The following is a 23,314-nucleotide window of genomic DNA, read 5'->3' as shown; positions in this document are numbered from 1 at the left end:
GCCGCCGCCGGGCGCCCACCCCCCCCCACCCCCCCCCGGGGGGGCGCCCCCGCGGGGGGGGGCCGGGGGGGGGGGGGGGGGCGCCGCCCCCCCCCCCCACGGCCCGGACCGGTCCGTCCGGTTCGTAGACTGGGGTCGTGAGTACTTCGCGCCCCGGCAACGGCCACGACCCGGACCACGACTCCGACCTCGATGACGAGTCACCCCTCTCCGACCCGCTGACCGCGCTCGGCCTCAACGCCGACGCCGGCGAGGGCGGCCACGACGAGGCGGAGGACGAGGAGGACGGGCCCGTCCGGGAGGCCGACCTCGCGGTGATCGAGGCGGGCAGCCGCACCCTGCGGGCCGGGGGACCGGTGCCCCAGGAGGACGACGTCCCCGGCCGCCCGGCCGACCCGGAGCTGGACAAGGCCCTGCGCGAGGTCGAGACGGAGCTGGCCGGCCGCTGGCCGGAGACCAAGCTGGAACCGTCGCTGGACCGCATGACGGCCCTGATGGACATCCTGGGGGAGCCGCAGCGCGCGTACCCCTCGATCCACATCACCGGCACCAACGGCAAGACCAGCACCGCGCGCATGATCGAGCAGTTGCTGCTCGCCTTCGAGCTGCGCACCGGCCGGTACACCAGCCCGCACGTGCAGTCCGTGACCGAGCGCATCAGCCTGGACGGGCGGCCGATCGCGCCGGAGACGTTCATCGAGACCTACCGCGACCTCCTGCCGTACGTGGAGATGGTCGACGGCTCGCAGCCGCACCGCATGTCGTTCTTCGAGGTGATGACCGGCATGGCCTACGCGGCCTTCGCCGACGCGCCGGTGGACGTCGCCGTCGTCGAGGTCGGCATGGGCGGCAGCTGGGACGCCACCAACGTCATCGACGCCTCGGTCGCGGTCGTCACCCCGATCGCCCTGGACCACACCGACCGGCTGGGCAGCACACCCGGCGAGATCGCGGTGGAGAAGTCCGGGATCGTCAAGAAGGACGCCACCGTCCTGCTGGCGCAGCAGCCGGTCGAGGCCGCTCAGGTGCTGCTGAAGCGCGCGGTCGACCTGGGGGCGACGGTGGCCCGGGAGGGCATGGAGTTCGGCGTCGTGCACCGGGAGGTCGCGGTCGGCGGGCAGTTGCTGACGTTGCGCGGCCTGGGCGGGGAGTACGAGCAGGTGTTCCTGCCCCTGCACGGTGAGCACCAGGCGCACAATGCGGTCGTGGCCCTGGCTGCCGTGGAGGCGTTCTTCGGCATCGGCAGCGAGCACGACCGCACGCTGGCCATCGACACCGTCCGTACGGCCTTCGCCGGCGTCACCTCGCCGGGCCGGCTGGAGGTCGTCCGCCGCAGCCCCACCGTGGTGCTGGACGCGGCGCACAACCCCGCGGGCGCGCGGGCGGCGGCGGGCTCGCTCGCGGACGCGTTCGGCTTCACCCATCTGGTGGGTGTCGTGGGCCCCAGCGGCGACAAGGACGTGCGCGGGCTGCTGGAGGCCTTCGAGCCGGTCTTCACGGAGGTCGTGGTGACCCAGAACTCCACGCCCCGCGCGATGGACGTGGACGAGCTGGCCGCGCTCGCGGTCGAGATCTTCGGCGACGAACGGGTGCAGGTCGAGCCGCGCCTGGACGACGCCATCGAGGCGGCGGTCACGCTGGCGGAGGATCAGGGCGAGTTCTCCGGTGCCGGAGTGCTGATCACCGGATCGGTGATCACCGTGGGAGAGGCCCGGCTGCTGCTGGGCCGCAAGTGACGAGCGGGAAGCGGAACAAAGCGGATGCGGACCCTGTGCGCGAGCACTCTGATCGGTGAATTCTTCGTGATCGGTTTCGCGGGGCTGGTCGCGATGAAACAGCCGGACCTCTCGGCGGGCACCGTGTGGACGGTCTGCGGCATCGCCATGGCACTGTGCGTGCTGCTCTGCGGAATGCTGGGCCGCCGCGGCGGGTTGGCGGTCGGCTGGGTGCTCCAGGCAGGGCTGATCGTGAGCGGCTTCGTCGTCCCGGTGATGTTCTTCCTCGGCGTGGTCTTCGCCGCGCTGTGGTGGGCCGCCGTCCACTACGGCCGCAAGGTCGACGAGGCCAAGGCGGCCCGGGCGGCGCAGACCGCCTGACCAGTGCCGAGGGGGTGGGCCGTGGCGCGTACCGGCGCCCGGTAATGTCGTCGTACCTGCTATCCCGCACATAGGAGTAACACCGTGTCGCAGCGCACCCTCGTCCTTCTCAAGCCGGACGCCGTTCGTCGCGGCCTGGTCGGCGAGATCCTCGGCCGCATCGAGCGCAAGGCCGGCTGGAGCATCACCGCGCTGGAGCTGCGCACACTCGAGCGGCAGGTGCTGGAGCAGCACTACGCGGAGCACGTCGGCCGCCCCTTCTACGAGCCGCTGATGGAGTTCATGGCGGCCGGCCCGTCCGTGGCCCTGGTGGTCGAGGGCGAGCGGGTGATCGAGGGCGTGCGCGCGCTGGCGGGCCCGACGGACCCGATCGCCGCCGCGCCCGGCTCGATCCGCGGCGACTTCGGCACCATCGTCCGGGAGAACCTGATCCACGCCTCCGACTCCGAGGAGTCGGCCGAGCGGGAGATCAAGATTTTCTTTCCCGGTCTGGCCTGATTCGTCCCGCCATCAGCCCCGGATTCCCCGCTGACGCCCGATCAGCGCAATGGGTGGCCGGAATTTTCCCGGCCACCCCGCGGCATATGCCGGTCGTACGGGGGAACCAATTCCGCCGACACGGCGTCACCATTGCCGGGGGCCGCTGTGTGTTCTGACGACAATGGCGGCGGATCCCTGACCCCGCGCCCCTACGGGCGCGACTAGGATGGAATCTCCGCTCCTCAGGCTTCGCGCACAGCGCCCCGCCGTGCTCACCCCCACACTGCTCCAGCTCGGGAAGGCCAGACGTACCCTCATGGCGAACAACATGTCGTTCATCGGCCGTGACATGGCTGTCGACCTCGGCACTGCCAACACGCTGGTGTACGTCAGGGGTCGCGGGATCGTCCTCAACGAGCCGTCCGTCGTCGCCATCAACACCAATACGGGCGGCATCCTCGCGGTCGGCTCCGAAGCGAAGAAGATGATCGGCCGGACCCCCGGCAACATCGTCGCGGTCCGTCCTCTCAAGGACGGTGTGATCGCCGACTTCGAGATCACCGAGCGCATGCTGCGCTACTTCATCCTCAAAATCCACAAGAGGCGCTACCTGGCCCGTCCGCGGGTCGTGGTCTGCGTTCCCTCCGGCATCACCGGCGTCGAGCGCCGCGCGGTCATCGAGGCCGCCACCCAGGCCGGCGCACGCCAGGTGCACATCATCGAGGAGCCGATGGCGGCCGCGATCGGCGCCGGGCTCCCGGTCCACGAGGCGACCGGCAACATGGTCGTCGACATCGGCGGCGGCACCACCGAGGTCGCCGTCATCTCGCTCGGCGGCATCGTCACCGCGCAGTCCATCCGGGTCGCCGGCGACGAACTGGACAACGCGATCATCCAGCACATCAAGAAGGAGTACAGCCTTCTGCTGGGCGAGCGCACCTCGGAATCGATCAAGCTCACCATCGGCTCCGCCTTCTCGGTGGACGACGAGGAGCACACCGAGATCCGCGGTCGCGACCTGGTCTCCGGCCTGCCCAAGACGGTGGTCATCTCCGCCGCCGAGGTCCGCAAGGCCATCGAGGAGCCGGTCAACGCCATCGTCGACGCGGTCAAGACGACCCTCGACAAGTGCCCGCCCGAGCTGTCCGGCGACATCATGGACCGCGGCATCGTCCTGGCCGGCGGCGGCGCGCTGCTGCGCGGTCTGGACGAGCGCCTGCGTGCCGAGACGGGCATGCCCATCCACATCGCCGAGAACCCGCTCGACTGCGTGGCGCTGGGCGCCGGCAAGTGCGTCGAGGAGTTCGAGGCACTCCAGCAGGTCCTGGACGCGCAGCCGCGCAGGTGAGTTCGCACGATCCTTCGTACGGGCGAACTCCGGCCCGTACGCCGGATCGTTCTCCTCTCCGGCACGGCACATCGGGCCCACGGCCCACACGCTCTGACGAGGAAGGCACGGACTGGCCCCCGTGAGGGACACACGAGAGAGCCGGCTTCTGCTGGTGCTGCTGGTGGCGATCGCGTTCGCGCTGATCACCGTCGACATCCGCGGTGGTGAGGACTCGCCGCTGGACGGCGCCCGGTCCGCCGCGGCCGCCGTCTTCGGCCCCGTGGAGAACGGGGTCGCGGCCGCGGTCGATCCGGTGGACAACGCCGTGGACGCGGTACGCGACTCGAGCGGCCGCAGCAGCCGGATCAGCGAACTGGAGCGGGAGAACGCCGAGCTGAAGCAGCAGCTCGGCAGCAAGGACGCCACGCGCGCCCGTGCCCGCGAACTCGACAAGCTGCTCAAGACCGCCGGGGCCGGCCAGTACCGCGTCAAGGGCGCCCAGGTCATCGCCATAGGAGCCGCGCAGGGCTTCTCATGGACGGTCACCATCGACGCCGGCGCCAATGACGGCATCGAGCGCGACATGACCGTCATCAACGGCGACGGGCTCGTCGGCCGCGTCACCACCGTCGGGCCGTCCACCTCCACCGTGCTGCTGGCCTGCGACCCGGACTTCACCGTCGGCACCCGCCTGGAGAAGTCCTCCGAACTCGGCTTCGCCTCCGGCCAGGGCAACCGCCCCATGCAGGTGCAGCTGCTCAACGGCAAGGCGCACGTGAAGAAGGGCCTGCGGCTGGTCACCTTCGGCTCGCAGGCGGACAAGCCGTTCGTGCCCGGTGTCCCGGTCGGCACGATCACCAAGGTCGACCGCGCGGGCGGCGGCCTCACCCGCACCGTCGAGGTCACCCCGTTCGTCGGCTTCACCAAGCTCGACATCGTCGGCGTCGTCATCCAGGGCCCGCGCAAGGACCCGCGCGACTCGGTGCTGCCCGCCGGCCCGAAGCCGATCCCGACGGTCACCGTCACGATGACGCCGAGCGGCAACCCCTCGCAGTCCCCGCCGTCCTCGCTCGACGGGCAGGAGGAGGTCCGATGAAGCGTGTGCTGCTCTCCACCGGCCTGGTGGTCGCCGCCATGGTGATCCAGGTGTGCGTCCTGGCCCGCCTGCACCTGCCCGGCGCGGTGCCCGACCTGCTGCTCCTGGTCGTTCTCGGTCTCGCACTGACGTACGGCCATGTCGCCGGTGCCCTCATCGGGTTCGGCGCCGGCCTGCTCGCGGACCTCGCCCCGCCGGCCGACCACGCCGCCGGGCGCTACGCGCTCGTGCTGTGCGTCATCGGCTACGCCGCGGGCCTGGCCAAGCCCGACAGCGGCCAACTGCGCTCGGCCACCCGGCCGATGCTCGTCGTCGTCGCCGCGGCCATCGGCTCCACCGTGCTGTACGCGGCCGTCGGCGCGCTCGTCGGCGACACCGCCGCGCAGCATGTGGGCCTGGGCAAGCTGCTGTTCACCGCCGCCCTGTACGACCTGCTGCTGGCGCCCTTCACCGTGCCCTGGATCATGGGGCTGGCCCGCCGCCTGGACAACGATCCCCTCGCCGACGACGCCTCCGCGACCGGCTTCGGCGCCCGCATCGGCGGCCAGCGCCCGAGCCTGCTCGGCAAGGTGGGCAGCGTCGCCAAGGGAGGGCGTCGGCTGTGAGCAACATTCCCGAGACCGGCCGCACCCCCCGCGTCACCATCCGGCTGGTGGTCCTCCAGATCCTCGTGCTGTCGCTGCTGTTCACCCTCGGCGGCCGCCTGTGGTTCCTGCAGATCCGCGACGGCGACCAGTACACCGCGCAGGCCAACAGCAACAACGTCCAGGAAGTCGTCACCCCCGCCGTGCGCGGGGCGATACTGGACGCCAAGGGCGTGCCCCTGGCCGACAACGAGACGCGCCTGGTGGTCTCCGCCAGCCGGACCGACCTGCTCAAGCAGAAGGACGACGGCAAGGCGGTGCTGACCCGGCTGGCGTCTGTGCTGCACATGAAGCCGGACGAGGTCCGCAAGAAGGTGCGGCTCTGCGACTCGAAGACCCCCAAGCCGTGCTGGAACGGTTCCCCGTACCAGCCCATCCCCATCACCGACGAGGCCACCACCCAGCAGGCGCTGCAGATCATGGAGCGCCGCGAGGACTTCCCCGGCGTCACCGCGGAGCCCACCGCCGTGCGCCGCTACACCGCGCCGTTCGGGGCCAACGCCTCCCAGTTGCTCGGCTACCTCTCGCCCGTCACCGACGACGAGATCACCGACGCGGAGAAGCAGGGCCGGTCGCTGCTGCGCTCGGACCAGATCGGCCGCTCCGGCCTGGAGCGCACGTACGACACCCAGCTGCGCGGCACGGCCGGTGTCACCCGCTACGAGGTGGACAACCTCGGCCGGGTCATCGGCAAGGCCGGCGAGACCGCCGCCGTGCCCGGCAGCAACCTGGTCACCAGCATCGACGCCCGCGTCCAGTCGGTCGCCGAGAAGGAGCTGCTCCAGGCGATGAAGGTCGCCCGCAAGACCTTCGACACGGTCACGGGCAGCTACTACAAGGCGGACTCCGGCGCGGTCGTCGTCATGGACGTGCACACCGGCCAGGTCATCGCCATGGCCAGCGCCCCGACCTACGACCCCAACGTCTGGGTCGGCGGCATCTCGGCCAAGGACTACGCCAAGCTCACCGGCAAGAAGTCCAACTTCCCGCTGCTGAACAGGGCCATACAGGGTCAGTCCGCCCCCGGTTCGACGTTCAAGGCGATCTCCACCTCCGCGGCGGTGAAGGCCGGCTACTCCATCAACGGGCACTACCCCTGCCCGTCCTCGATGACCATCGGCGGCCGGGTCTTCAACAACTTCGAGGGCGAGAGCGCCGGCGAGATCACCCTGGCGCACGCGCTGGAGATCTCCTGCGACACCGTCTTCTACCACCTGTCCTACGACCAGTGGCTCAAGGACGGCGGCACCAAGCCCAAGAAGCACCCCGCGGACTGGTTCTACAAGACGGCCAAGGCATACGGCCTGGGTTCGCTCACCGGCATCGACCTGCCCTCCGAGGTCACCGGCCGCATCCCCGACCGGCAGTGGAAGCGCGACTACTACGAGGCCAACAAGACCTACTGGTGCAAGGTCGCCAAGAGCGACAAGCAGGACTACGCGAGCCAGATCGCGCGCGAGAACTGCGTCGACGGCTATGTCATGCGCGCCGGTGACTCGGTCAACTACGCCATCGGCCAGGGCGACACGCTCGTCACCCCGATCCAGATGGCCCGCATCTACTCGGCCATCGCCAACGGCGGCAAGCTGTACCAGCCGACCATCGGCAAGGCGATCATCAGCGCCGACGGCAAGACGGTCACCAGGATCAAGCCGAAGGTCACCGGCCAGGCCCCGGCGAGTGCGAACACCCTGAAGTACATCAACGAGGCTCTCGAAGGCGTCGTCACCAGTGGTACCGCCGCCTGGCGCTTCGGCGGCTGGCCGCAGGACAAGATCGTCCTGCACGCCAAGACCGGTACCGCGGAGGTCGCCGGCAAGCAGACCACCTCGTGGTTCACCACGTACTCCAAGGACTACGCGGTCATCATGACGATCTCCCAGGGTGGTACCGGTTCCGGCGGTTCCGGCCCGGCCGTCCGCGCCATCTACGAGGCCATGTACGGCGTCCAGAAGGACGGGTCGATCGACAACAAGAAGGCGCTGCTCCCGCACCCCGAGACCGCACTGCCCAAGATCACCGCGGACGGCACGATCCAGGCCCGCAAGGTCTCCTACGACGTGCCCTCCCTGCCGTCCGCCCCGGGCGACACGGTGTTCACCGCCGCCGCGCTGCCCCCGGACCGCGCCGAGAGGTTCCTGCTGGGCAGGAGGCACGGGGCATGAGCACCAGCGGCTACACGATGCGGCGCTTCACCCCCGAGCGGGGCGCCCTCGGCAAGCTCATGGCGCGCGACTCGATAGTGCGCCGGATGGACTGGGTCCTGCTCGGCGCGGCGCTCGCGCTGTCGATGATCGGCGCCGCCCTGGTCTACTCGGCGACCCGAAACCGCACCGAACTCACCCACGGCGACCCGCTGTACTTCCTGCTGCGGCACCTGCTCAACACCGCGATCGGCTTCGGCCTCGCCGCCGGCACGGTGGCGCTCGGCCACCGCCGGCTGCGCGGGGCGGTGCCGGTGCTGTACGCGATCTCGGTGCTGCTGGTCCTGGCCGTCCTGACCCCGGTCGGGTCGACGGTCAACGGCGCGCACGCCTGGATCGTGCTCGGCGGCGGCTTCTCCCTCCAGCCGTCCGAGTTCACCAAGCTCACCATCATCCTGAGCATGGCGATGATGCTCTCCGCCCGGGTGGACGCCGGCGACCGGCTCCACCCGGACCACCGCACCGTCGCCCAGGCGCTCGGCTTCGCCATACTGCCGATGGCCATCGTCATGCTGATGCCCGACCTCGGCTCGGTCATGGTCATGGCGGTCATCGTGCTCGGTGTGCTCCTGGCCTCCGGCGCCTCCAACCGCTGGGTGCTCGGCCTCATCACCGCCGGCGCCGGCGGCGCGGTCGCCGTGTGGCAGCTCGGTGTCCTGGACCAGTACCAGATCGACCGCTTCGCCGCCTTCGCCAACCCCGCCCTCGACCCCGCGGGCGTCGGCTACAACACCAACCAGGCGCGCATCGCGATCGGCTCCGGGGGACTGCTCGGCAAGGGCCTGTTCCACGGCAGCCAGACCACCGGCCAGTTCGTGCCGGAGCAGCAGACCGACTTCGTCTTCACGGTGGCGGGGGAGGAGCTCGGCTTCGTCGGCGCCATGCTCATCGTCGTCCTGCTCGGTGTCGTCCTCTGGCGGGCCTGCAAGATCGCCCGCAACGCGACCGACCTCTACGGCACGATCATCGCCGCCGGCATCGTGGCCTGGTTCGCCTTCCAGGCCTTCGAGAACATCGGCATGACGCTGGGCATCATGCCGGTCGCCGGTCTGCCCCTGCCCTTCGTCTCGTACGGCGGATCGTCGATGTTCGCGGTCTGGGTAGCGATCGGGCTGCTCCAGGCAGTGAAGATGCAGCGCCCGATGTCGGCCTGAACGAGTCCCCTGGGTGAACGCACCATTGCGGTGACCCGAACCCCCGATTACGGTCCAGTCATGGGAAAGCGTGTCGCGGAGACCGAGCGCAAGTACGAGACCGCCGGACGGAGCCGTGAGCCGGATCTGGACGGACTGCCCTCCGTGGCGTCCGTACGGGCGGTGGAACCGGCCGAGCTCGACGCCGTCTACTACGACACCCCCGATCTGCGCCTGGCGACCCGCCGCATCACCCTGCGGCGGCGCAGCGGGGGCGACGACGCGGGCTGGCATCTGAAACTGCCCACGACCCTGGCCGACACGCGCACCGAAGTGCACGCCCCGCTCGGCAAACAGGGCCGCAAGGGCGGCCCGCGCGTCCCCGCGGCCCTCGCCGACGAGATCGCCGCCGTCGTCCGCGGCCGCGAACTCGTCCCCGTCCTGCGGCTGCGCACCGACCGCAAGCGGGAGCGGCTGCTCGACGCCCACGGCGACGCGCTGCTGGAGATCGCCCGCGACCATGTCACCGCCGCCGTCCTCGACAGCGGCGGGCACCCCACCTCGGAGACCACCTGGGACGAGGTCGAGGCCGAACTCGTGGACGGCGGCACGGACCTGCTCGACGCCCTGGAGAAACGCCTCGTCAAGGCCGGGCTGCGGCGCTCCGACAGCCCCTCCAAGCTCGCCCGCGCCCTGGGCGACCGCCTGAAGACCGCCCCCCGGCCGTCCGCGCCGCCCGCCTCCGTCGACACCGCGGGCGACGTCGCCATGACCTACGTCCACGAGCAGATCGACGCCATCGCCGCCTGGGACCCCGCCGTCCGCCGCGACGAGGCGGACGCCGTCCACCAGATGCGGGTCTCCACCCGGCGGCTGCGCAGCGCCCTCAAGAGCTTCCGCCGCGAACTCGACCGCCGGGTCACCGACCCGATCGGCGACGAACTGAAGTGGCTGGCCGGCGTCCTCGGCCTGGAACGCGACCGCGAGGTGCTCGCCGAACGGCTCCGGGACCGCCTCGACGACCTCCCCGGCGACCTCCTCGCCGACGAGCTGACCGAACGCGTCGGCGGCGACGCCCCCGTCCACGAGGGCGCCCGCGCCGAAGTCCTGCGGGAACTCGGCGGCGCCCGCTACTTCCGGCTCCTCGACACGCTCGAGGCGCTGCTCGCCGATCCCCCGTACCTCGACCGCGCCAAGGCCCCGGCCGCGCCTGCCGCCGCCAGGGCCGTCAGCCGCGACCACCGCCGTCTGCGCAAGCGGGTCGAGCCCGCGCTCGCCATGGAACGGGGCCACGAGCGCGACCTCGCCCTCCACGAGGCCCGCAAGGCCGCCAAGCGCGCCCGCTACAGCAGTGAGGCCGTCCGGGCCGTCCCCGGCCTCCGCAAGCCCGCCAAGAAGCACACCAAGCGCATGAAGTCCGTTCAGCAGATCCTCGGCGAGCACCAGGACAGCGTCATCTGCCGCGACGCCATCGCCCGCCTCGCCGAAGGCGCCCGCTCCACGGGCGAGGACACCTTCCCCTACGGCGTGATGTTCCAGCTCGAACGCGACCTCGCCGACACCGCGGAGGACGCCCTTCCCAAGGCCTGGGGCAAGGCCGACCGCGGCAGTCTCGCGGGGTGACCGCGCCCTGCCTCGTTCCCGTTCCCTGCGGCGCTCCCTCCGGGGCCGCCGCGGGGAACCCGTGAGCGGCCGGGGAGCCGACCATGACGCGTTACGCTGAATGGTCACCACCCTGCCAGCTCACGAAAGACACCTCTCATGCCTGTCGAGTCGGTCTTCCCTCGCCTGGAAGCGCTTCTCCCCCACGTTCAGAAGCCCATCCAGTACGTCGGCGGAGAGCTGAACTCCACCGTGAAGGACTGGGACTCCTGTGACGTCCGCTGGTCTTTGATGTACCCGGACGCCTACGAGGTCGGGCTCCCCAACCAGGGCGTCATGATCCTTTACGAGGTGCTCAACGAGCGCGAGGGCGTGCTGGCCGAGCGCACCTACAGCGTCTGGCCGGACCTGGAGGCGCTGATGCGGGAGCACGGCGTCCCGCAGTTCACCGTGGACGCCCACCGCCCGGTGAAGGCCTTCGACGTGCTCGGCCTCAGCTTCTCCACGGAGCTCGGCTACACGAACATGCTCACCGCCCTGGACCTCGCGGGCATCCCGCTGGAGGCCAAGGACCGCACCGAGGACGACCCCGTCGTCCTCGCGGGCGGCCACGCCGCGTTCAACCCCGAGCCGATCGCCGACTTCCTGGACGCGGCCGTGATCGGCGACGGCGAGCAGGCCGTCCTGGAGATCACCGACGTCATCCGCGCCTGGAAGGCCGAGGGCCGCCCCGGCGGCCGCGACGAACTGCTCTTCCGGCTGGCCCGCACCGGCGGGGTGTACGTGCCGAAGTTCTACGACGTCGAGTACCTGGCCGACGGCCGGATCGCCCGCATGGTGCCCAACCGCTCCGGCGTGCCGTGGCGTGTGTCCAAGCACACGGTCATGGACCTCGACGAGTGGCCGTACCCCAAGCAGCCGCTGGTCCCGCTCGCCGAGACCGTCCACGAGCGCATGTCCGTGGAGATCTTCCGCGGCTGTACGCGCGGCTGCCGCTTCTGCCAGGCCGGCATGATCACCCGTCCGGTGCGCGAGCGCAGCATCACCGGCATCGGCGAGATGGTCGACAAGGGCCTGAAGGCGACCGGCTTCGAGGAGGTCGGCCTGCTCTCGCTCTCCTCCGCGGACCACACCGAGATCGCCGACGTCGCCAAGGGCCTCGCCGACCGGTACGAGGAGGACAAGATCGGCCTGTCCCTCCCCTCCACCCGCGTCGACGCCTTCAACATCGACCTGGCCAACGAGCTCACCCGCAACGGCCGCCGTTCGGGCCTCACCTTCGCCCCCGAGGGCGGCTCCGAGCGCATCCGCAAGGTCATCAACAAGATGGTCTCGGAGGAGGACCTGATCCGCACCGTCGCCACCGCCTACGGCAACGGCTGGCGCCAGGTGAAGCTGTACTTCATGTGCGGTCTGCCCACCGAGACCGACGAGGACGTCCTGCAGATCGCCGACATGGCGAAGAACGTCATCCAGAAGGGCCGCGAGGTCACCGGCCAGAACGACATCCGCTGCACGGTCTCCATCGGCGGCTTCGTGCCCAAGCCGCACACGCCGTTCCAGTGGGCCCCGCAGCTCGGGGTCGAGGAGACCGACGCCCGCTTGGAGAAGCTCCGCGACTCCATCCGCGGCGACCGCAAGTACGGCCGCAACATCGGCTTCCGCTACCACGACGGCAAGCCCGGCATCATCGAGGGCCTGCTCTCCCGCGGCGACCGCCGGGTCGGCGCCGTCATCCGCGCCGTCTACGAGGACGGCGGCCGCTTCGACGGCTGGCGCGAGCACTTCTCCTACGACCGCTGGGCCCGCATGTGCGAGAAGGCGCTCCCGGAGCAGGGCGTCGACCTCGCCTGGTACACCACCCGCGAGCGCACCTACGAGGAGGTCCTGCCCTGGGACCACCTGGACTCCGGCCTGGACAAGGACTGGCTCTGGGAGGACTGGCAGGACGCCCTCGACGAGACCGAGGTCGACGACTGCCGCTGGACGCCGTGCTTCGATTGTGGGGTGTGTCCTCAGATGGACACCTCCATTCAGATCGGCCCCACCGGCAAGAAGCTGTTGCCGCTCACTGTCGTGAAGTAGGCACCGGTAGCACCGTCCTGTATCCGGCCGCCCGGCCCCGAACTCGTCGTTCGGGGCCGGGCGGTGGCGTTTGTGCGGTGTTCATCCAGCAAGGTCACGCAGAGCCGCTCCGGGTACGGTTTCGCGGCCTCCAGGGGGCGTATCCGCAGGGAACGTATTTGTCTTGATGATGAGGCGGTCCGCGACGTCGCTGGGGACGTTCAGTGTCCATCGGACCTCCGGCGCCCGTGACTTGGGCACCCTGTGCCGACTGACCTGACAAGTGATGCCCGCACGTAAGGTCTCGCCGTTGTGAATGTGAACCCAGCGGTCCCGCGGGGTCTCGATATCCTCGCCGTGGTGCATCCGGACTTCCGCTCCCGAGGCGTACTTCCGCAGCCTGACGGGTCGGTCACCGAGCAGGGCCATCACCTCGTCGACAAGGCCGCGGTACACACATTCCGGATCGGGAGCGCCCAAGCCGCCACTGCGGACGTATCGTCCGGCCCCGGCAGACCGCCGGGGCCGGCCCCTGTCGTATGACCGGGGTCACACGCGGATGCCGCCGTCGACGCGCAGAACGGCGCCGGTGACGAAGGAGGCGCGGTCGCTGAGCAGCCAGGCGGCGGCCTCGGCGATCTCGGCGGGCTCGGCGGCGCGGCGGAGCGGGGTCATGGCGCCCAGCCGCTCGACGACGCCGGGGGACTCGTGCTCCCACTCGCGGATCATCTCGGTCAGCGTGGTGCCTGGGGCCACGGCGTTGACGCGGATGCCCTCGGGTCCGTAGGTGACGGCGGCGGACTCGGTGAGGCTGTTGACCGCGCGCTTCAGCGCGCCGTAGACGGGCAGCTCCGGATTGGCGCCCCAGCTGCCAACGCTGGAGTTGTTGACGATGGCGCCGGTGCCCGCGGTGGCCCGGATCGCGGCGACCTCGGCCGCCATGGCCAGCCAGGTGCCGCGCAGGTTCACCGCGTAGACGCGGTCGAATTCCTCCTCGGCGACCCGGTCCATCGGGCCGGGCGGCACGATGGTGGCGGCGTTGTTGAAGGCGGCGTCGAGGCGGCCGTGGAGTTCCACCACACGGTCGACGGCGGCGCGCACGCTGGCGGCGTCGGCCAGGTTGCAGACGACGTGGTCGGCGGTGCCGCCCGTCGCGCGGATCTCCTCGGCCACCGCCTTGAGCTGGGTCTCGGTGCGGGCCGCGAGCACCACCGTGGCGCCCTCGCGGGCGAACAGCCGGGCCGCGGCGGCGCCGATGCCGCGTCCGGCGCCGGTGATGAAGGCGACCTTGCCGGCCAGCAGGCCCTGCCCGGTCGCGGGGGTGGAGGTGAGGGTCGTTGTCGTCTCGTTCATACCGGCGAGCCTGCGGCCGGCCGCGCGGCCCATCCAGGCACGGGCGGTACCTGGCTGGGCTCGGCGCACCCGCGCACACTGGAGGGGTGGACAGACGAGAACTGGGGGACTTCCTGCGCAGCCGCCGCGAGCGGATCAACCCCGCCGACGTGGGCCTGCCCGCCGGCACGCGCCGCCGCACGCCGGGGCTGCGCCGCGAGGAGGCGGCGCAACTGGCCTTCATCTCGACGGAGTACTACACCCGGCTGGAACAGGCCCGGGCCCCGCGCCCGTCGCGCGAGGTGCTGGCCGGGCTGACCCGCGCCCTGCGCCTGTCCGACGCCGAGCGCGACCACCTCCACCACCTCGCCCTCGGCGCCCCCGCGGCGCCGCCCGCCGGACCCCCGCGGGAGGTGCGGCAGAGCATCCTCGACCTGCTGGACCGGCTCCCGCACGCCGCCGCGATCGTGATGTCCGCGATGTACGAGGTGATCGCCTGGAACGACCTCGCGGCCGCGCTGCTGGAGGACTTCTCCGCCCTGCCGCGGCGCGACCGCAACCTGGTGCGCCGTCTGTTCCTCGGGACGGGGGACCGCCGGCTGTACGGGCTGTCGGACGTCGAGGCCTTCGCCCGCTTCTCCACCCGCCGGCTACGGGCTGCCACCGCCCGCTACCCCGACGATCCCGAGGTGTCCGATCTGGTGGCCGAACTCCTCGCCGGGAGCGAGGAGTTCACCCGGCTGTGGGAGTCCCACGACGTGACCGGTGAGCTGAACCTGCGCAAGACGCTGCGTCACCCGCTGGTCGGCACGGTCACCGTCAACTGCGACGTGCTGGACCTCTCCGACCGGGACCAGCACGTCGTCATCTACACTGCCGACCCCGGATCGCCGGCCGAGGAGGCGCTGCGCCTGCTGTCGGTCGTCGGTACCCAACGAATGGACGTGCCCGGCTGACCTGTCGGCCCGGAGGTGACGCAGACTGGGGCTGTGCCGCCCTCACTCGTGCGTCCCACCACCGCCGTCCACGCGTCCTATGTCGCCGCGATGGAGGAGTTCCGGGCCGAGGGGCGCGGCGCCCCGGGCGAGATCTCGGCGATCGGGAACGCGCTGCGCGAGTACGGCGGCCGGTGGCGGGACCCGGCGGTCTTCGCCGAGCACGTGGCGAGCGTGCGGGGCCCGACACGCGATCCGGTCGACCTGTGCGTGACGTACTGGTACGTGGACGGCGGCGTCTTCCTCGGCCGGCTCTCCGTCCGCCCGCAACTGAGCCCGCCCTGGGGGGAACTGCTCGGCCACGTCGGCTACGACGTCCGGCCGTCCGCCCGGCGCAGGGGGCACGCCACCGCCATGCTCCGCGCCGCCCTGCCGCTGGCCCGCCAACTCGGCCTCGATCCGGCCCTGGTCACGTGCGACGCCGGCAACGTGGCCTCGCGGAAGGTCATCGAGGCCAACGGCGGGGTCCTCGACGGCGCCACCGGGGGCAAGATGCGCTTCCGGGTGTGATGCCGGCGGCCGGCGGGCGCATGGTGCACGACGGACGCAGGGTGCGGGGCGGACCCCTGGGAACGCCCGGGGCACAAGGCCGCCTGTGGGGCCCGCGGGGCAAGGCGCGGATTCGGAAGTCCGGAACCCCCAGTAACCTGGAAGATGACAAGCAGCCCCACTCGGGGCGACCAGACGCACGAGGGACTGAACGACACTGGGCAAGCGACAGCCCGAAGGCCCGCCGCCCGCACCCGCGGTGCAGCGCATCCGACTGCGCTACACCAAGCGCGGCCGCCTCCGGTTCACCAGCCACCGCGACTTCCAGCGCGCATTCGAGCGGGCGCTGCGCCGTGCCGAGGTGCCCATGGCGTACTCGGCCGGTTTCACCCCGCATCCCAAGGTGTCGTACGCCAACGCCGCACCCACCGGCGTCGGCAGCGAGGCCGAGTACCTGGAGATCGCGCTCGCCGAGGCCCGTGAGCCGGAGAAACTGCGCCTGCTGCTGGACGAGTCGCTTCCGGACGGCCTCGACGTCGTCGATGCCGTGGAGGTCCGAACCTCGGGCCTCGCCGAACGGCTGGAGGCGTCCGTGTGGCAGTTGCGGCTGGACGGTGTGGAGCAGGCCGACGCCGAACGGGCGGTGGCCGCGTTCCTCGCCGCCGGGACCGTCGAGGTCCAGCGGATGACGAAGAACGGCGTGCGCACTTTCGACGCGCGCGGCGCCGTGACCCGGCTCGAAGTGGTGGATCCGCAGGTCGCCGAGGGCCATGGCGGCACTTTCGAACAGGGTGCCGATAGGCCTGGGCCAGCACCTTGTGCGATACTGCGGCTGGTTGTTCGGCATTTGACACCTGCCGTGCGACCCGACGACGTCCTGTCCGGCCTCCGTGCGATGGCCGACCTCGCGCCGCCGGTCCCCGTAGCGGTGACCAGGCTGGCGCAGGGGCCGCTCGACGAGGAGACCGGCACGGTGACCGATCCGCTCGCGCCTGATCGCGATGCCGCGACGGTGCCGGAAGGCTCAGCGTAGGACTGCCGTCGTTGTGCCGCCGAGGAGTCCGGGGTGACCCGGAACCGGCAGCACGCATCAGACGAGACTTTCGTCGGCCCGTCAGGGCGGTGCCGACGAGCGATACGACAGCTCCCGTGTGGCGCCCGCGCCCCCGGGCGGCGGCACCGCGAAGACGCGGGCCGCCGTGGACCGGATCAGGGTGCGGCGCCCGGGAGCGTGACGGGAGAAATGCCCGCATGCTCGAGAACAACGAGCCGAACGAGGCGCCCGAGAACGGCGCCCCCGAAACCGCCGCCGGTGGCACCGGCGGCACCGAGACCGAGGCGACGGCCGCTCCGCGCCGCCGGCGCCGCGCGGCCTCACGGCCGGCGGGTCCGCCCGCTGCCGCCGTGAACGCCCCCGAGGCGGCCGACGCGGCCGCGGGGACTCCGGCCATACCGGCCGAAGCGCCGGCAGAGCCGCTGGAGGCGGAGGCCGCACCCGCGCGCACCCGCCGCCGGGCCACCCGCAAGGCCGTGGCGCCGGAGACCCAACCGCAGGAAGCGGCGCCGGAAGCCGAGGCTGAGGCCGCACCGGCTCCGGCCCGCCGTCGTGCGACGCGCAAGACCGCCGCCCCGGCGCAGACCCCCGAGGCCGCACAGGACACCGCGTCCCCGCAGACCACTCCCGCGCCCGAGGCGCCGGTGGCGGAGCAGGCGGAGCAGGAGCAGTCCGCTGCCCCGGCCCGTACGCGTCGCCGTGCCACCCGGAAGGTGGCCAGCCCCGAGCCGGCCGCGGCCGGTGCGCCGGCGGAGGCCGCCGACACGCAGGCCAGGGAACTTCAGGCGGATCTGCCGCTGCACGCGGAGCCCGCGGCCGCGTCCGAGGCGCCGGTGGCGGAGCAGGAGCAGTCCGCTGCCCCGGCCCGTGCGCGCCGTCGTGCCACCCGGAAGGTGGCCAGGCCCGAGCCGGCCGCCGAGCAGGCCCCGGCGGAGGTGCAGGCCCCGGCCGCCGCCGACGCGCCCGCGAAGGCTCTGCAGGAGCAGACCGGCGGCCGGCACGGCCGCGCCGGGAAGGCCGAGAGGACCCAGGAGGCGGAGCAGTCGAAGGCGCGCCGCAGCCGCAAGCGCGCCGCACCGGCCGCTTCGTTCCTCGCGGCCGACGACGGCTCGCGCCGCCTCAAGCCGGGCGCTCTCGCGCCGCGTGAGGAGGAGGCTGCCGCCGCAGAGGCGCAGGCCTCCATCGAGGCCGAGGCCGAGACCGCTGCCGCCGTCCCGCAGCGACGCACCTACACCGCCAAGGCCATCCAGGACGGATCCGGCTGGGCCGTCGAGGTCGAGGACGCCTACGAGATCCGCGGCTACGGCGACACCGTCGAGGAGGCGCGCGCCAAGGCCGTCGAGGCCGTGGCGGAGGCCTTCGGCGTACCCGTCGGCAGCGTGGTCGTCGAGGTTCAGGGCGAGGTGCGCGGCGGCGAGCGGTCCGCGGCCGTGGAGCCCGAGGCCGTGGAGCCCGCGATCGAGGAGGAGCCCGCGCCCTCGCGCGGCCGCCGTCGCGCGGCCCGCCCGCCGGTGGCGGTCTTCCAGGCGCCGGTTTTCCAGGCTCCCGGTGTGACGCCGGTGGAGCGGCCGCAGGCCGAGCAGCCCGTCGAGCACGAGGACGAGCACGCCCAAGCCGACGAGACCGACGAGTACTCCGCCGCCGAGAGCGGTGGCCGTCGCCGTCGCCGTCGCCGCCGGGGTGAGCCCGCCGGTGCCGTGGAGGCGGCCGTGACCGAGCCCGGTGACGCGCATGGCGCCATCGCCGAGGAGCACGACGCCGACGAGCACGAGACCGACGAGCACGACGCCGACACCGAGTCCGACGAGCACGACGCCGACGACGACCACGAGGGCGACCGTCCGTCGCGCCGCCGTCGTCGCGGTGGCCGCCGCCGTCGTCGTGGCGAGGCCGCCGACGGCGAGGACACCGCCGCCGGTGAGGACGACGGCGAGGACGACGAGGACCACGCCGAGGACGAGGACGACCACGCCGGCGACAGCACGAGCAGCCGCCGTCGTCGCCGCCGGCGCCGTCGTGGCGGTGACGGCCCGGCCGAGGAGACCCTGGGCGAGGACGCCCCCGAGCGCACGGTCGTCAAGATCCGTGAGCCCCGCAAGGCGGCCGAGCCGGTCGACGAGGTGCAGTCCATCAAGGGCTCCACGCGTCTGGAGGCCAAGAAGCAGCGCCGCCGCGAGGGCCGCGAGCAGGGCCGGCGCCGGGTGCCGATCATCACCGAGGCCGAGTTCCTGGCCCGCCGCGAGGCGGTCGAGCGGGTCATGGTCGTGCGCGAGAACGGCGACCGGACGCAGATCGGCGTGCTGGAGGACGGCGTCCTCGTCGAGCACTACGTCAACAAGGAGCAGGCCACCTCGTACGTCGGCAACGTCTACCTGGGCAAGGTCCAGAACGTGCTGCCGTCCATGGAGGCCGCGTTCGTCGACATCGGCAAGGGCCGCAACGCGGTGCTCTACGCCGGTGAGGTCAACTTCGAGGCGCTGGGCATGGCGAACGGCCCGCGCCGCATCGAGGCGGCCCTGAAGTCGGGCCAGCCGGTCCTGGTGCAGGTCACCAAGGACCCGATCGGCCACAAGGGCGCGCGTCTGACGAGTCAGGTCTCGCTGCCCGGCCGCTACCTGGTCTATGTGCCCGAGGGCTCGATGACCGGCATCAGCCGCAAGCTGCCCGACACCGAGCGCGCCCGGCTGAAGCAGATCCTCAAGAAGATCGTCCCCGAGGACGCGGGCGTCATCGTGCGCACCGCCGCCGAGGGCGCGAGCGAGGACGAGCTGCGCCGCGACGTCGAGCGGCTGCAGTCGCAGTGGGAGGACATCCAGAAGAGGGCCAAGACCGGCAACGCGCCGTCGCTGCTGTACGGCGAGCCGGACATGACCGTCCGGGTCGTCCGCGACATCTTCAACGAGGACTTCACCAAGGTCATCGTCAGTGGCGACACCGCGTGGGAGACCATCCACGACTACGTCACGAACGTCGCGCCGGACCTCGGGGACCGGCTGAGCCGCTGGAGCTCCGAGGTCGACGTCTTCGCCACGTACCGGATCGACGAGCAGCTGCTGAAGGCGCTGGACCGCAAGGTCTGGCTGCCGAGCGGTGGTTCGCTGGTGATCGACCGGACCGAGGCGATGGTCGTCATCGACGTCAACACCGGCAAGTTCACCGGCCAGGGCGGCAACCTGGAGGAGACGGTCACCAGGAACAACCTGGAGGCGGCCGAGGAGATCGTGCGTCAGCTGCGGCTGCGCGACCTGGGCGGCATCATCGTGATCGACTTCATCGACATGGTGCTGGAGTCCAACCGCGACCTCGTGATGCGCCGTCTGTTGGAGTGCCTGGGCCGGGACCGGACCAAGCACCAGGTGGCGGAGGTCACCTCGCTGGGCCTGGTGCAGATGACCCGCAAGCGGGTCGGCCAGGGCCTGCTGGAGTCCTTCTCCGAGACCTGCGTGCACTGCAACGGCCGCGGCGTCATCGTGCACATGGACCAGGCCACGGCGGTCGGCGGTGGCGGCAAGCGCAAGCGCCGTCGCGGCGGCGGCGAGGAGCCGGCGGCCGCGGAGGCGGGCGGCGTCACCGAGGCCGACGAGACCGAGGAGTTCCCCGAGCTGGAGCCGGCCGTGGTCGCCGAGGCCGAGCTGGTGCCCGCGGTCGGTGCGGACGAGGAGTGGTTCAGCAGCCCGGCGGAGGCCGAGGCGGCGGCCGGCCGGCGTTCCCGGCGGCGCGCGTCGCGGCGGGTCACCGCCCCGGTGAGCTCGCCCGACGCCACGGCGGAGGTCGTCACGGTCGTCCCGGCCGTGGTCCCGGTCACCGAGCCGCAGGCGGCGGAGGCCGCCGCGGTCGCCGAGACGGCCCCGGCCGTCGTGGCGGCGCAGGCGGCTGAAGGGGTCCAGGAGGCCCAGGAGGCCGTCACGGAGCCGGCGCCCCCGGTCCGTACCCGGCGCCGGGCCACCCGCAAGGTCAGCGCGCCCAGCGCCCCGGCCGGCGAGGCCGAGACCGTGGTGGTCCCGGCCGCGGCGGAGCCGGTCGCCGAGCCGGCGCCTGCCGCCGTGCCGGAGCCCGTCGCGGAGACCGCCGAGGTCGCGCCGCCGGCGCCGCGTCGTCGTGCCACCCGCAAGGTGTCGGCCCCCTCGGGGCCGCCCAGTGCCGACGCCGAGGCCGCCGTCGTGGTCATCCCGGCCGCCGACTCGCAGCCTGCGGAGACGGCCGGGGAGCCGGTGGAGGACGCCGAGGCCGAGGCGGAGCCCAAGAAGCGGGCCACGCGCAAGACCGCGGCCAAGAAGGCCCCGGCCAAGAAGGCCGCCGCCAAGAAGACGGTCGCGAAGAAGACCGTCGCCAAGAAGACGGCGGCGAAGAAGTCCGCCGCCAAGGCCACGGCCGAGGCGCCCACCGAGGCGTCCTGACCCAGGGTCACCGCACGCGGGCCGTCCTCCGTCGGGGGGCGGCCCGCGGCGCGTCCCCCGCCATGCGCATCCCGGTTTGACCCCATCGGGGGCGCCCCGTAACCTTGACCTTCGGCGTTTTAGCGCCCATTCCTGAGCACCTCCCTCCCGGCTCCGGCCGGGAGAGGCCCCCCCACGCTCCGCAGGGACGGCTGGCGTCAGGAGTGACGATCCGAGCGAGAGAGTGAGTTCCGCGTGTACGCAATCGTGCGCAGCGGTGGCCGCCAGCACAAGGTGGCCGTCGGCGACATCGTTGAGGTTGACAAGATTTCCACGGGCAAGGTGGGCGACGCGGTCGAGCTCTCGACGCTGCTCGTCGTCGATGGCGACACCGTCACCAGCGACCCGTGGGTGCTGGCCGGGATCAAGGTCGAGGCCCAGATCGTGGACCACCACAAGGGCCAGAAGATCGACATCCTGCGGTACAAGAACAAGACCGGCTACCGCCGTCGTCAGGGTCACCGCCAGCAGTACACGGCGCTGAAGATCACCGGCATCCCCGCCGCTGCGAAGTAAGGGACTGAAGAGAGATGGCACACAAGAAGGGCGCATCGTCCACTCGGAACGGTCGCGACTCCAATGCCCAGCGGCTCGGCGTCAAGCGCTTCGGCGGCCAGGTCGTGAACGCCGGTGAGATCATCATCCGCCAGCGCGGCACCCACTTCCACCCCGGCGCGGGCGTCGGCCGTGGCAAGGACGACACGCTGTTCGCCCTCGCCGCCGGTGCGGTCGAGTTCGGCACCAGCCGTGGTCGCAAGGTCGTCAACGTCGTTCCGGTCGCCTGAGCGATCGCAGACGTACGACGTCACCGAGGGCGGACGCTGCTTCCCGGTCGGGAAGCAGGTCCGCCCTCGGCGCGTTGCACCACCGGCATCAGCAGATAAAGCACGTATGAGGAGGAAGACGGCATGACAACCTTCGTGGACCGCGTCGAGCTGCACGTCGCCGCGGGTAACGGGGGCCATGGCTGCGCCTCCGTGCACCGGGAGAAATTCAAGCCGCTGGGCGGCCCCGACGGCGGCAACGGCGGACGGGGCGGCGATGTCACCCTGGTCGTCGACCAGTCGGTCACCACGCTCATCGACTACCACCACAGCCCCCACCGCAAGGCGACCAACGGCAAGCCCGGCGAGGGCGGCAACCGCTCCGGCAAGGACGGCACGGACCTGGTCCTGCCGGTGCCGAACGGCACCGTCGTCATGGACAAGCAGGGCAATGTGCTCGCCGACCTCGTCGGCCACGGCACCACCTTCGTCGCCGGCCAGGGCGGCCGCGGCGGCCTTGGCAACGCGTCGCTGGCCTCGGCCCGCCGCAAGGCGCCCGGCTTCGCGCTGCTGGGCGAGCCCGGCCAGGCCCAGGACGTCGTCCTGGAGCTCAAGACCGTCGCCGATGTGGCGCTGGTCGGCTACCCGAGCGCGGGCAAGTCCTCGCTCATCTCCGTTCTGTCGGCCGCCAAGCCGAAGATCGCCGACTACCCGTTCACCACGCTCGTGCCCAACCTGGGCGTGGTCACCGCCGGGTCCACCGTCTACACCATCGCGGACGTCCCGGGGCTGATCCCCGGTGCGAGCCAGGGCCGCGGCCTGGGGCTGGAGTTCCTGCGGCACGTCGAGCGCTGCAGCGTCCTCGTCCACGTCCTGGACACCGCCACGCTGGAGTCGGAGCGCGACCCGATCTCCGACCTCGACACCATCGAGGACGAGCTGAAGGCGTACGGCGGTCTGAGCGACCGGCCGCGGGTCGTCGTGCTCAACAAGGTGGACGTCCCCGACGGGCAGGAACTGGCCGGCATGGTCCGCCCCGAGCTGGAGTCCCGCGGCTACCGGGTCTTCGAGGTCTCCGCTGTCGCCCACAAGGGTCTGCGGGAGCTGTCGTACGCCCTCGCCGGCATCGTCGCGGAGGCGCGGGCCGCCAAGCCGGTCGAGGAGGCCACCCGCATCGTCATCCGGCCCAAGGCGGTGGACGACGCCGGCTTCACCGTCGTCGCCGAGGACGGCCTCTACCGTGTCCGCGGCGAGAAGCCCGAGCGCTGGGTGCACCAGACCGACTTCTCCAACGACGAGGCCGTCGGCTACCTTGCCGACCGGCTCGCCCGCCTCGGGGTCGAGGAGCAGCTCGTCAAGGCCGGTGCCCGCGAGGGCGACGAGGTCGTCATCGGCAGCAGTGAGAACGCGGTCGTCTTCGACTGGGAGCCCTCGATGGCCGCCGGCGCCGAGATGCTCGGCCGCCGCGGCGAGGACCACCGGTTCGACACACCGCGGCCCGCCGCGACGCGTCGCAAGGACCGGGACGCGGAACACAGCGATCCGGACCGGGAGTTCGAGGGCTTCGATCCCTTCGAGGGCTGACGCCGCCGCGT

At 71.9% G+C, this 23,314-nt stretch carries 18 protein-coding genes; 17 read left to right on the top strand and 1 reads right to left on the bottom strand.

Annotation, left to right across the window (positions count from 1 at the left end):
• Nucleotides 1–137 precede the first annotated feature (137 nt).
• The 10 genes from ACFWVC_RS26180 to ACFWVC_RS26135 all read left to right on the top strand — a co-directional run bounded on the left by ACFWVC_RS26180 (nucleotide 138) and on the right by ACFWVC_RS26135 (nucleotide 12,670).
• Nucleotides 138–1,736, top strand: a complete 1,599-nt coding sequence (locus ACFWVC_RS26180) for a bifunctional folylpolyglutamate synthase/dihydrofolate synthase (protein WP_384290868.1) — start codon at nucleotides 138–140, stop codon at nucleotides 1,734–1,736.
• A 24-nt stretch (nucleotides 1,737–1,760) separates the two neighbouring features.
• Entirely contained in the window at nucleotides 1,761–2,096 is a 336-nt protein-coding gene (locus ACFWVC_RS26175; RefSeq protein WP_384290866.1) for a DUF4233 domain-containing protein, read from the top strand.
• Between the two features lie 84 nt (nucleotides 2,097–2,180).
• Nucleotides 2,181–2,594 carry a nucleoside-diphosphate kinase gene (ndk, locus tag ACFWVC_RS26170; RefSeq protein ID WP_319661334.1) on the top strand — a complete coding sequence of 138 codons (414 nt, stop codon included), beginning with the start codon at nucleotides 2,181–2,183 and terminating at the stop codon, nucleotides 2,592–2,594.
• Nucleotides 2,595–2,904: 310 nt separating this feature from the next.
• Nucleotides 2,905–3,924, top strand: coding sequence for a rod shape-determining protein (locus ACFWVC_RS26165; RefSeq protein ID WP_319661577.1), 1,020 nt, complete (start codon nucleotides 2,905–2,907; stop codon nucleotides 3,922–3,924).
• Nucleotides 3,925–4,045: 121 nt separating this feature from the next.
• Nucleotides 4,046–5,002: a rod shape-determining protein MreC gene (mreC, locus tag ACFWVC_RS26160; protein WP_384290863.1), complete on the top strand. Its 957-nt coding sequence runs from the start codon at nucleotides 4,046–4,048 to the stop codon at nucleotides 5,000–5,002.
• Nucleotides 4,999–5,607: a rod shape-determining protein MreD gene (gene mreD, locus ACFWVC_RS26155; RefSeq protein WP_384290860.1), complete on the top strand. Its 609-nt coding sequence runs from the start codon at nucleotides 4,999–5,001 to the stop codon at nucleotides 5,605–5,607. The genes mreC and mreD overlap by 4 nt, the downstream gene beginning before the upstream one ends.
• Complete coding sequence (mrdA, locus tag ACFWVC_RS26150) at nucleotides 5,604–7,811, top strand: penicillin-binding protein 2 (protein ID WP_384290857.1); 2,208 nt, start codon at nucleotides 5,604–5,606, stop codon at nucleotides 7,809–7,811. The genes mreD and mrdA overlap by 4 nt, the downstream gene beginning before the upstream one ends.
• Entirely contained in the window at nucleotides 7,808–9,004 is a 1,197-nt protein-coding gene (gene rodA / locus ACFWVC_RS26145; protein ID WP_384290854.1) for a rod shape-determining protein RodA, read from the top strand. Before mrdA ends, rodA begins: the two co-directional genes overlap by 4 nt.
• A gap of 60 nt (nucleotides 9,005–9,064) precedes the next feature.
• On the top strand, nucleotides 9,065–10,606 hold the full coding sequence (locus ACFWVC_RS26140; protein ID WP_384290851.1) for a CHAD domain-containing protein: 1,542 nt from the start codon (nucleotides 9,065–9,067) through the stop codon (nucleotides 10,604–10,606).
• 138 nt (nucleotides 10,607–10,744) lie between these two features.
• Nucleotides 10,745–12,670: a TIGR03960 family B12-binding radical SAM protein gene (locus ACFWVC_RS26135; protein ID WP_384290848.1), complete on the top strand. Its 1,926-nt coding sequence runs from the start codon at nucleotides 10,745–10,747 to the stop codon at nucleotides 12,668–12,670.
• Nucleotides 12,671–13,198: 528 nt separating this feature from the next.
• On the opposite strand, the gene ACFWVC_RS26130 is transcribed toward ACFWVC_RS26135, so the two are convergent.
• Complete coding sequence (locus ACFWVC_RS26130) at nucleotides 13,199–14,002, bottom strand: SDR family NAD(P)-dependent oxidoreductase (protein ID WP_384290845.1); 804 nt, start codon at nucleotides 14,000–14,002, stop codon at nucleotides 13,199–13,201.
• Between the two features lie 86 nt (nucleotides 14,003–14,088).
• On the opposite strand from ACFWVC_RS26130, the gene ACFWVC_RS26125 reads away from it, so the two are divergent.
• From ACFWVC_RS26125 to obgE, 7 genes are all read left to right on the top strand, one after another.
• Nucleotides 14,089–14,937, top strand: coding sequence for a helix-turn-helix transcriptional regulator (locus tag ACFWVC_RS26125; protein WP_384290842.1), 849 nt, complete (start codon nucleotides 14,089–14,091; stop codon nucleotides 14,935–14,937).
• A 33-nt stretch (nucleotides 14,938–14,970) separates the two neighbouring features.
• A complete protein-coding gene (locus ACFWVC_RS26120) occupies nucleotides 14,971–15,486 on the top strand; it encodes a GNAT family N-acetyltransferase (RefSeq protein WP_384290839.1) in 516 nt (171 codons plus the stop codon).
• Nucleotides 15,487–15,724: 238 nt separating this feature from the next.
• Nucleotides 15,725–16,498: a TIGR03936 family radical SAM-associated protein gene (locus ACFWVC_RS26115; protein WP_384290836.1), complete on the top strand. Its 774-nt coding sequence runs from the start codon at nucleotides 15,725–15,727 to the stop codon at nucleotides 16,496–16,498.
• Between the two features lie 218 nt (nucleotides 16,499–16,716).
• On the top strand, nucleotides 16,717–20,916 hold the full coding sequence (locus ACFWVC_RS26110) for a ribonuclease E/G (protein ID WP_384290834.1): 4,200 nt from the start codon (nucleotides 16,717–16,719) through the stop codon (nucleotides 20,914–20,916).
• Nucleotides 20,917–21,150: 234 nt separating this feature from the next.
• Nucleotides 21,151–21,471, top strand: a complete 321-nt coding sequence (rplU, locus tag ACFWVC_RS26105) for a 50S ribosomal protein L21 (RefSeq protein WP_384290831.1) — start codon at nucleotides 21,151–21,153, stop codon at nucleotides 21,469–21,471.
• 14 nt (nucleotides 21,472–21,485) lie between these two features.
• Nucleotides 21,486–21,740, top strand: a complete 255-nt coding sequence (rpmA, locus tag ACFWVC_RS26100; protein ID WP_319664657.1) for a 50S ribosomal protein L27 — start codon at nucleotides 21,486–21,488, stop codon at nucleotides 21,738–21,740.
• Nucleotides 21,741–21,863: 123 nt separating this feature from the next.
• A complete protein-coding gene (gene obgE / locus ACFWVC_RS26095; RefSeq protein ID WP_384290828.1) occupies nucleotides 21,864–23,303 on the top strand; it encodes a GTPase ObgE in 1,440 nt (479 codons plus the stop codon).
• The last annotated feature ends 11 nt before the right edge of the window (nucleotides 23,304–23,314 follow it).

This window comes from Streptomyces sp. NPDC058691 (assembly GCF_042714775.1).
GTDB lineage: Bacteria > Actinomycetota > Actinomycetes > Streptomycetales > Streptomycetaceae > Actinacidiphila.
The sequence above is the reverse complement of the archived record's forward strand: the minus strand, read 5'-3'. Positions and strand labels throughout refer to the sequence as shown.

Excerpts from the sequence above, each read along its gene's own strand:
- obgE (WP_384290828.1), top strand. The coding sequence starts at position 21,864 with ATGACAACCTTCGTGGACCGCGTCGAGCTGCACGTCGCCGCGGGTAAC.
- ACFWVC_RS26140 (WP_384290851.1), top strand. The coding sequence starts at position 9,065 with ATGGGAAAGCGTGTCGCGGAGACCGAGCGCAAGTACGAGACCGCCGGA.
- ACFWVC_RS26135 (WP_384290848.1), top strand. The coding sequence starts at position 10,745 with ATGCCTGTCGAGTCGGTCTTCCCTCGCCTGGAAGCGCTTCTCCCCCAC.
- ACFWVC_RS26165 (WP_319661577.1), top strand. The coding sequence starts at position 2,905 with ATGTCGTTCATCGGCCGTGACATGGCTGTCGACCTCGGCACTGCCAAC.
- rodA (WP_384290854.1), top strand. The coding sequence starts at position 7,808 with ATGAGCACCAGCGGCTACACGATGCGGCGCTTCACCCCCGAGCGGGGC.
- ACFWVC_RS26130 (WP_384290845.1), bottom strand. The coding sequence starts at position 14,002 with ATGAACGAGACGACAACGACCCTCACCTCCACCCCCGCGACCGGGCAG.
- ACFWVC_RS26110 (WP_384290834.1), top strand. The coding sequence starts at position 16,717 with ATGCTCGAGAACAACGAGCCGAACGAGGCGCCCGAGAACGGCGCCCCC.
- rpmA (WP_319664657.1), top strand. The coding sequence starts at position 21,486 with ATGGCACACAAGAAGGGCGCATCGTCCACTCGGAACGGTCGCGACTCC.
- mreD (WP_384290860.1), top strand. The coding sequence starts at position 4,999 with ATGAAGCGTGTGCTGCTCTCCACCGGCCTGGTGGTCGCCGCCATGGTG.
- ACFWVC_RS26175 (WP_384290866.1), top strand. The coding sequence starts at position 1,761 with ATGCGGACCCTGTGCGCGAGCACTCTGATCGGTGAATTCTTCGTGATC.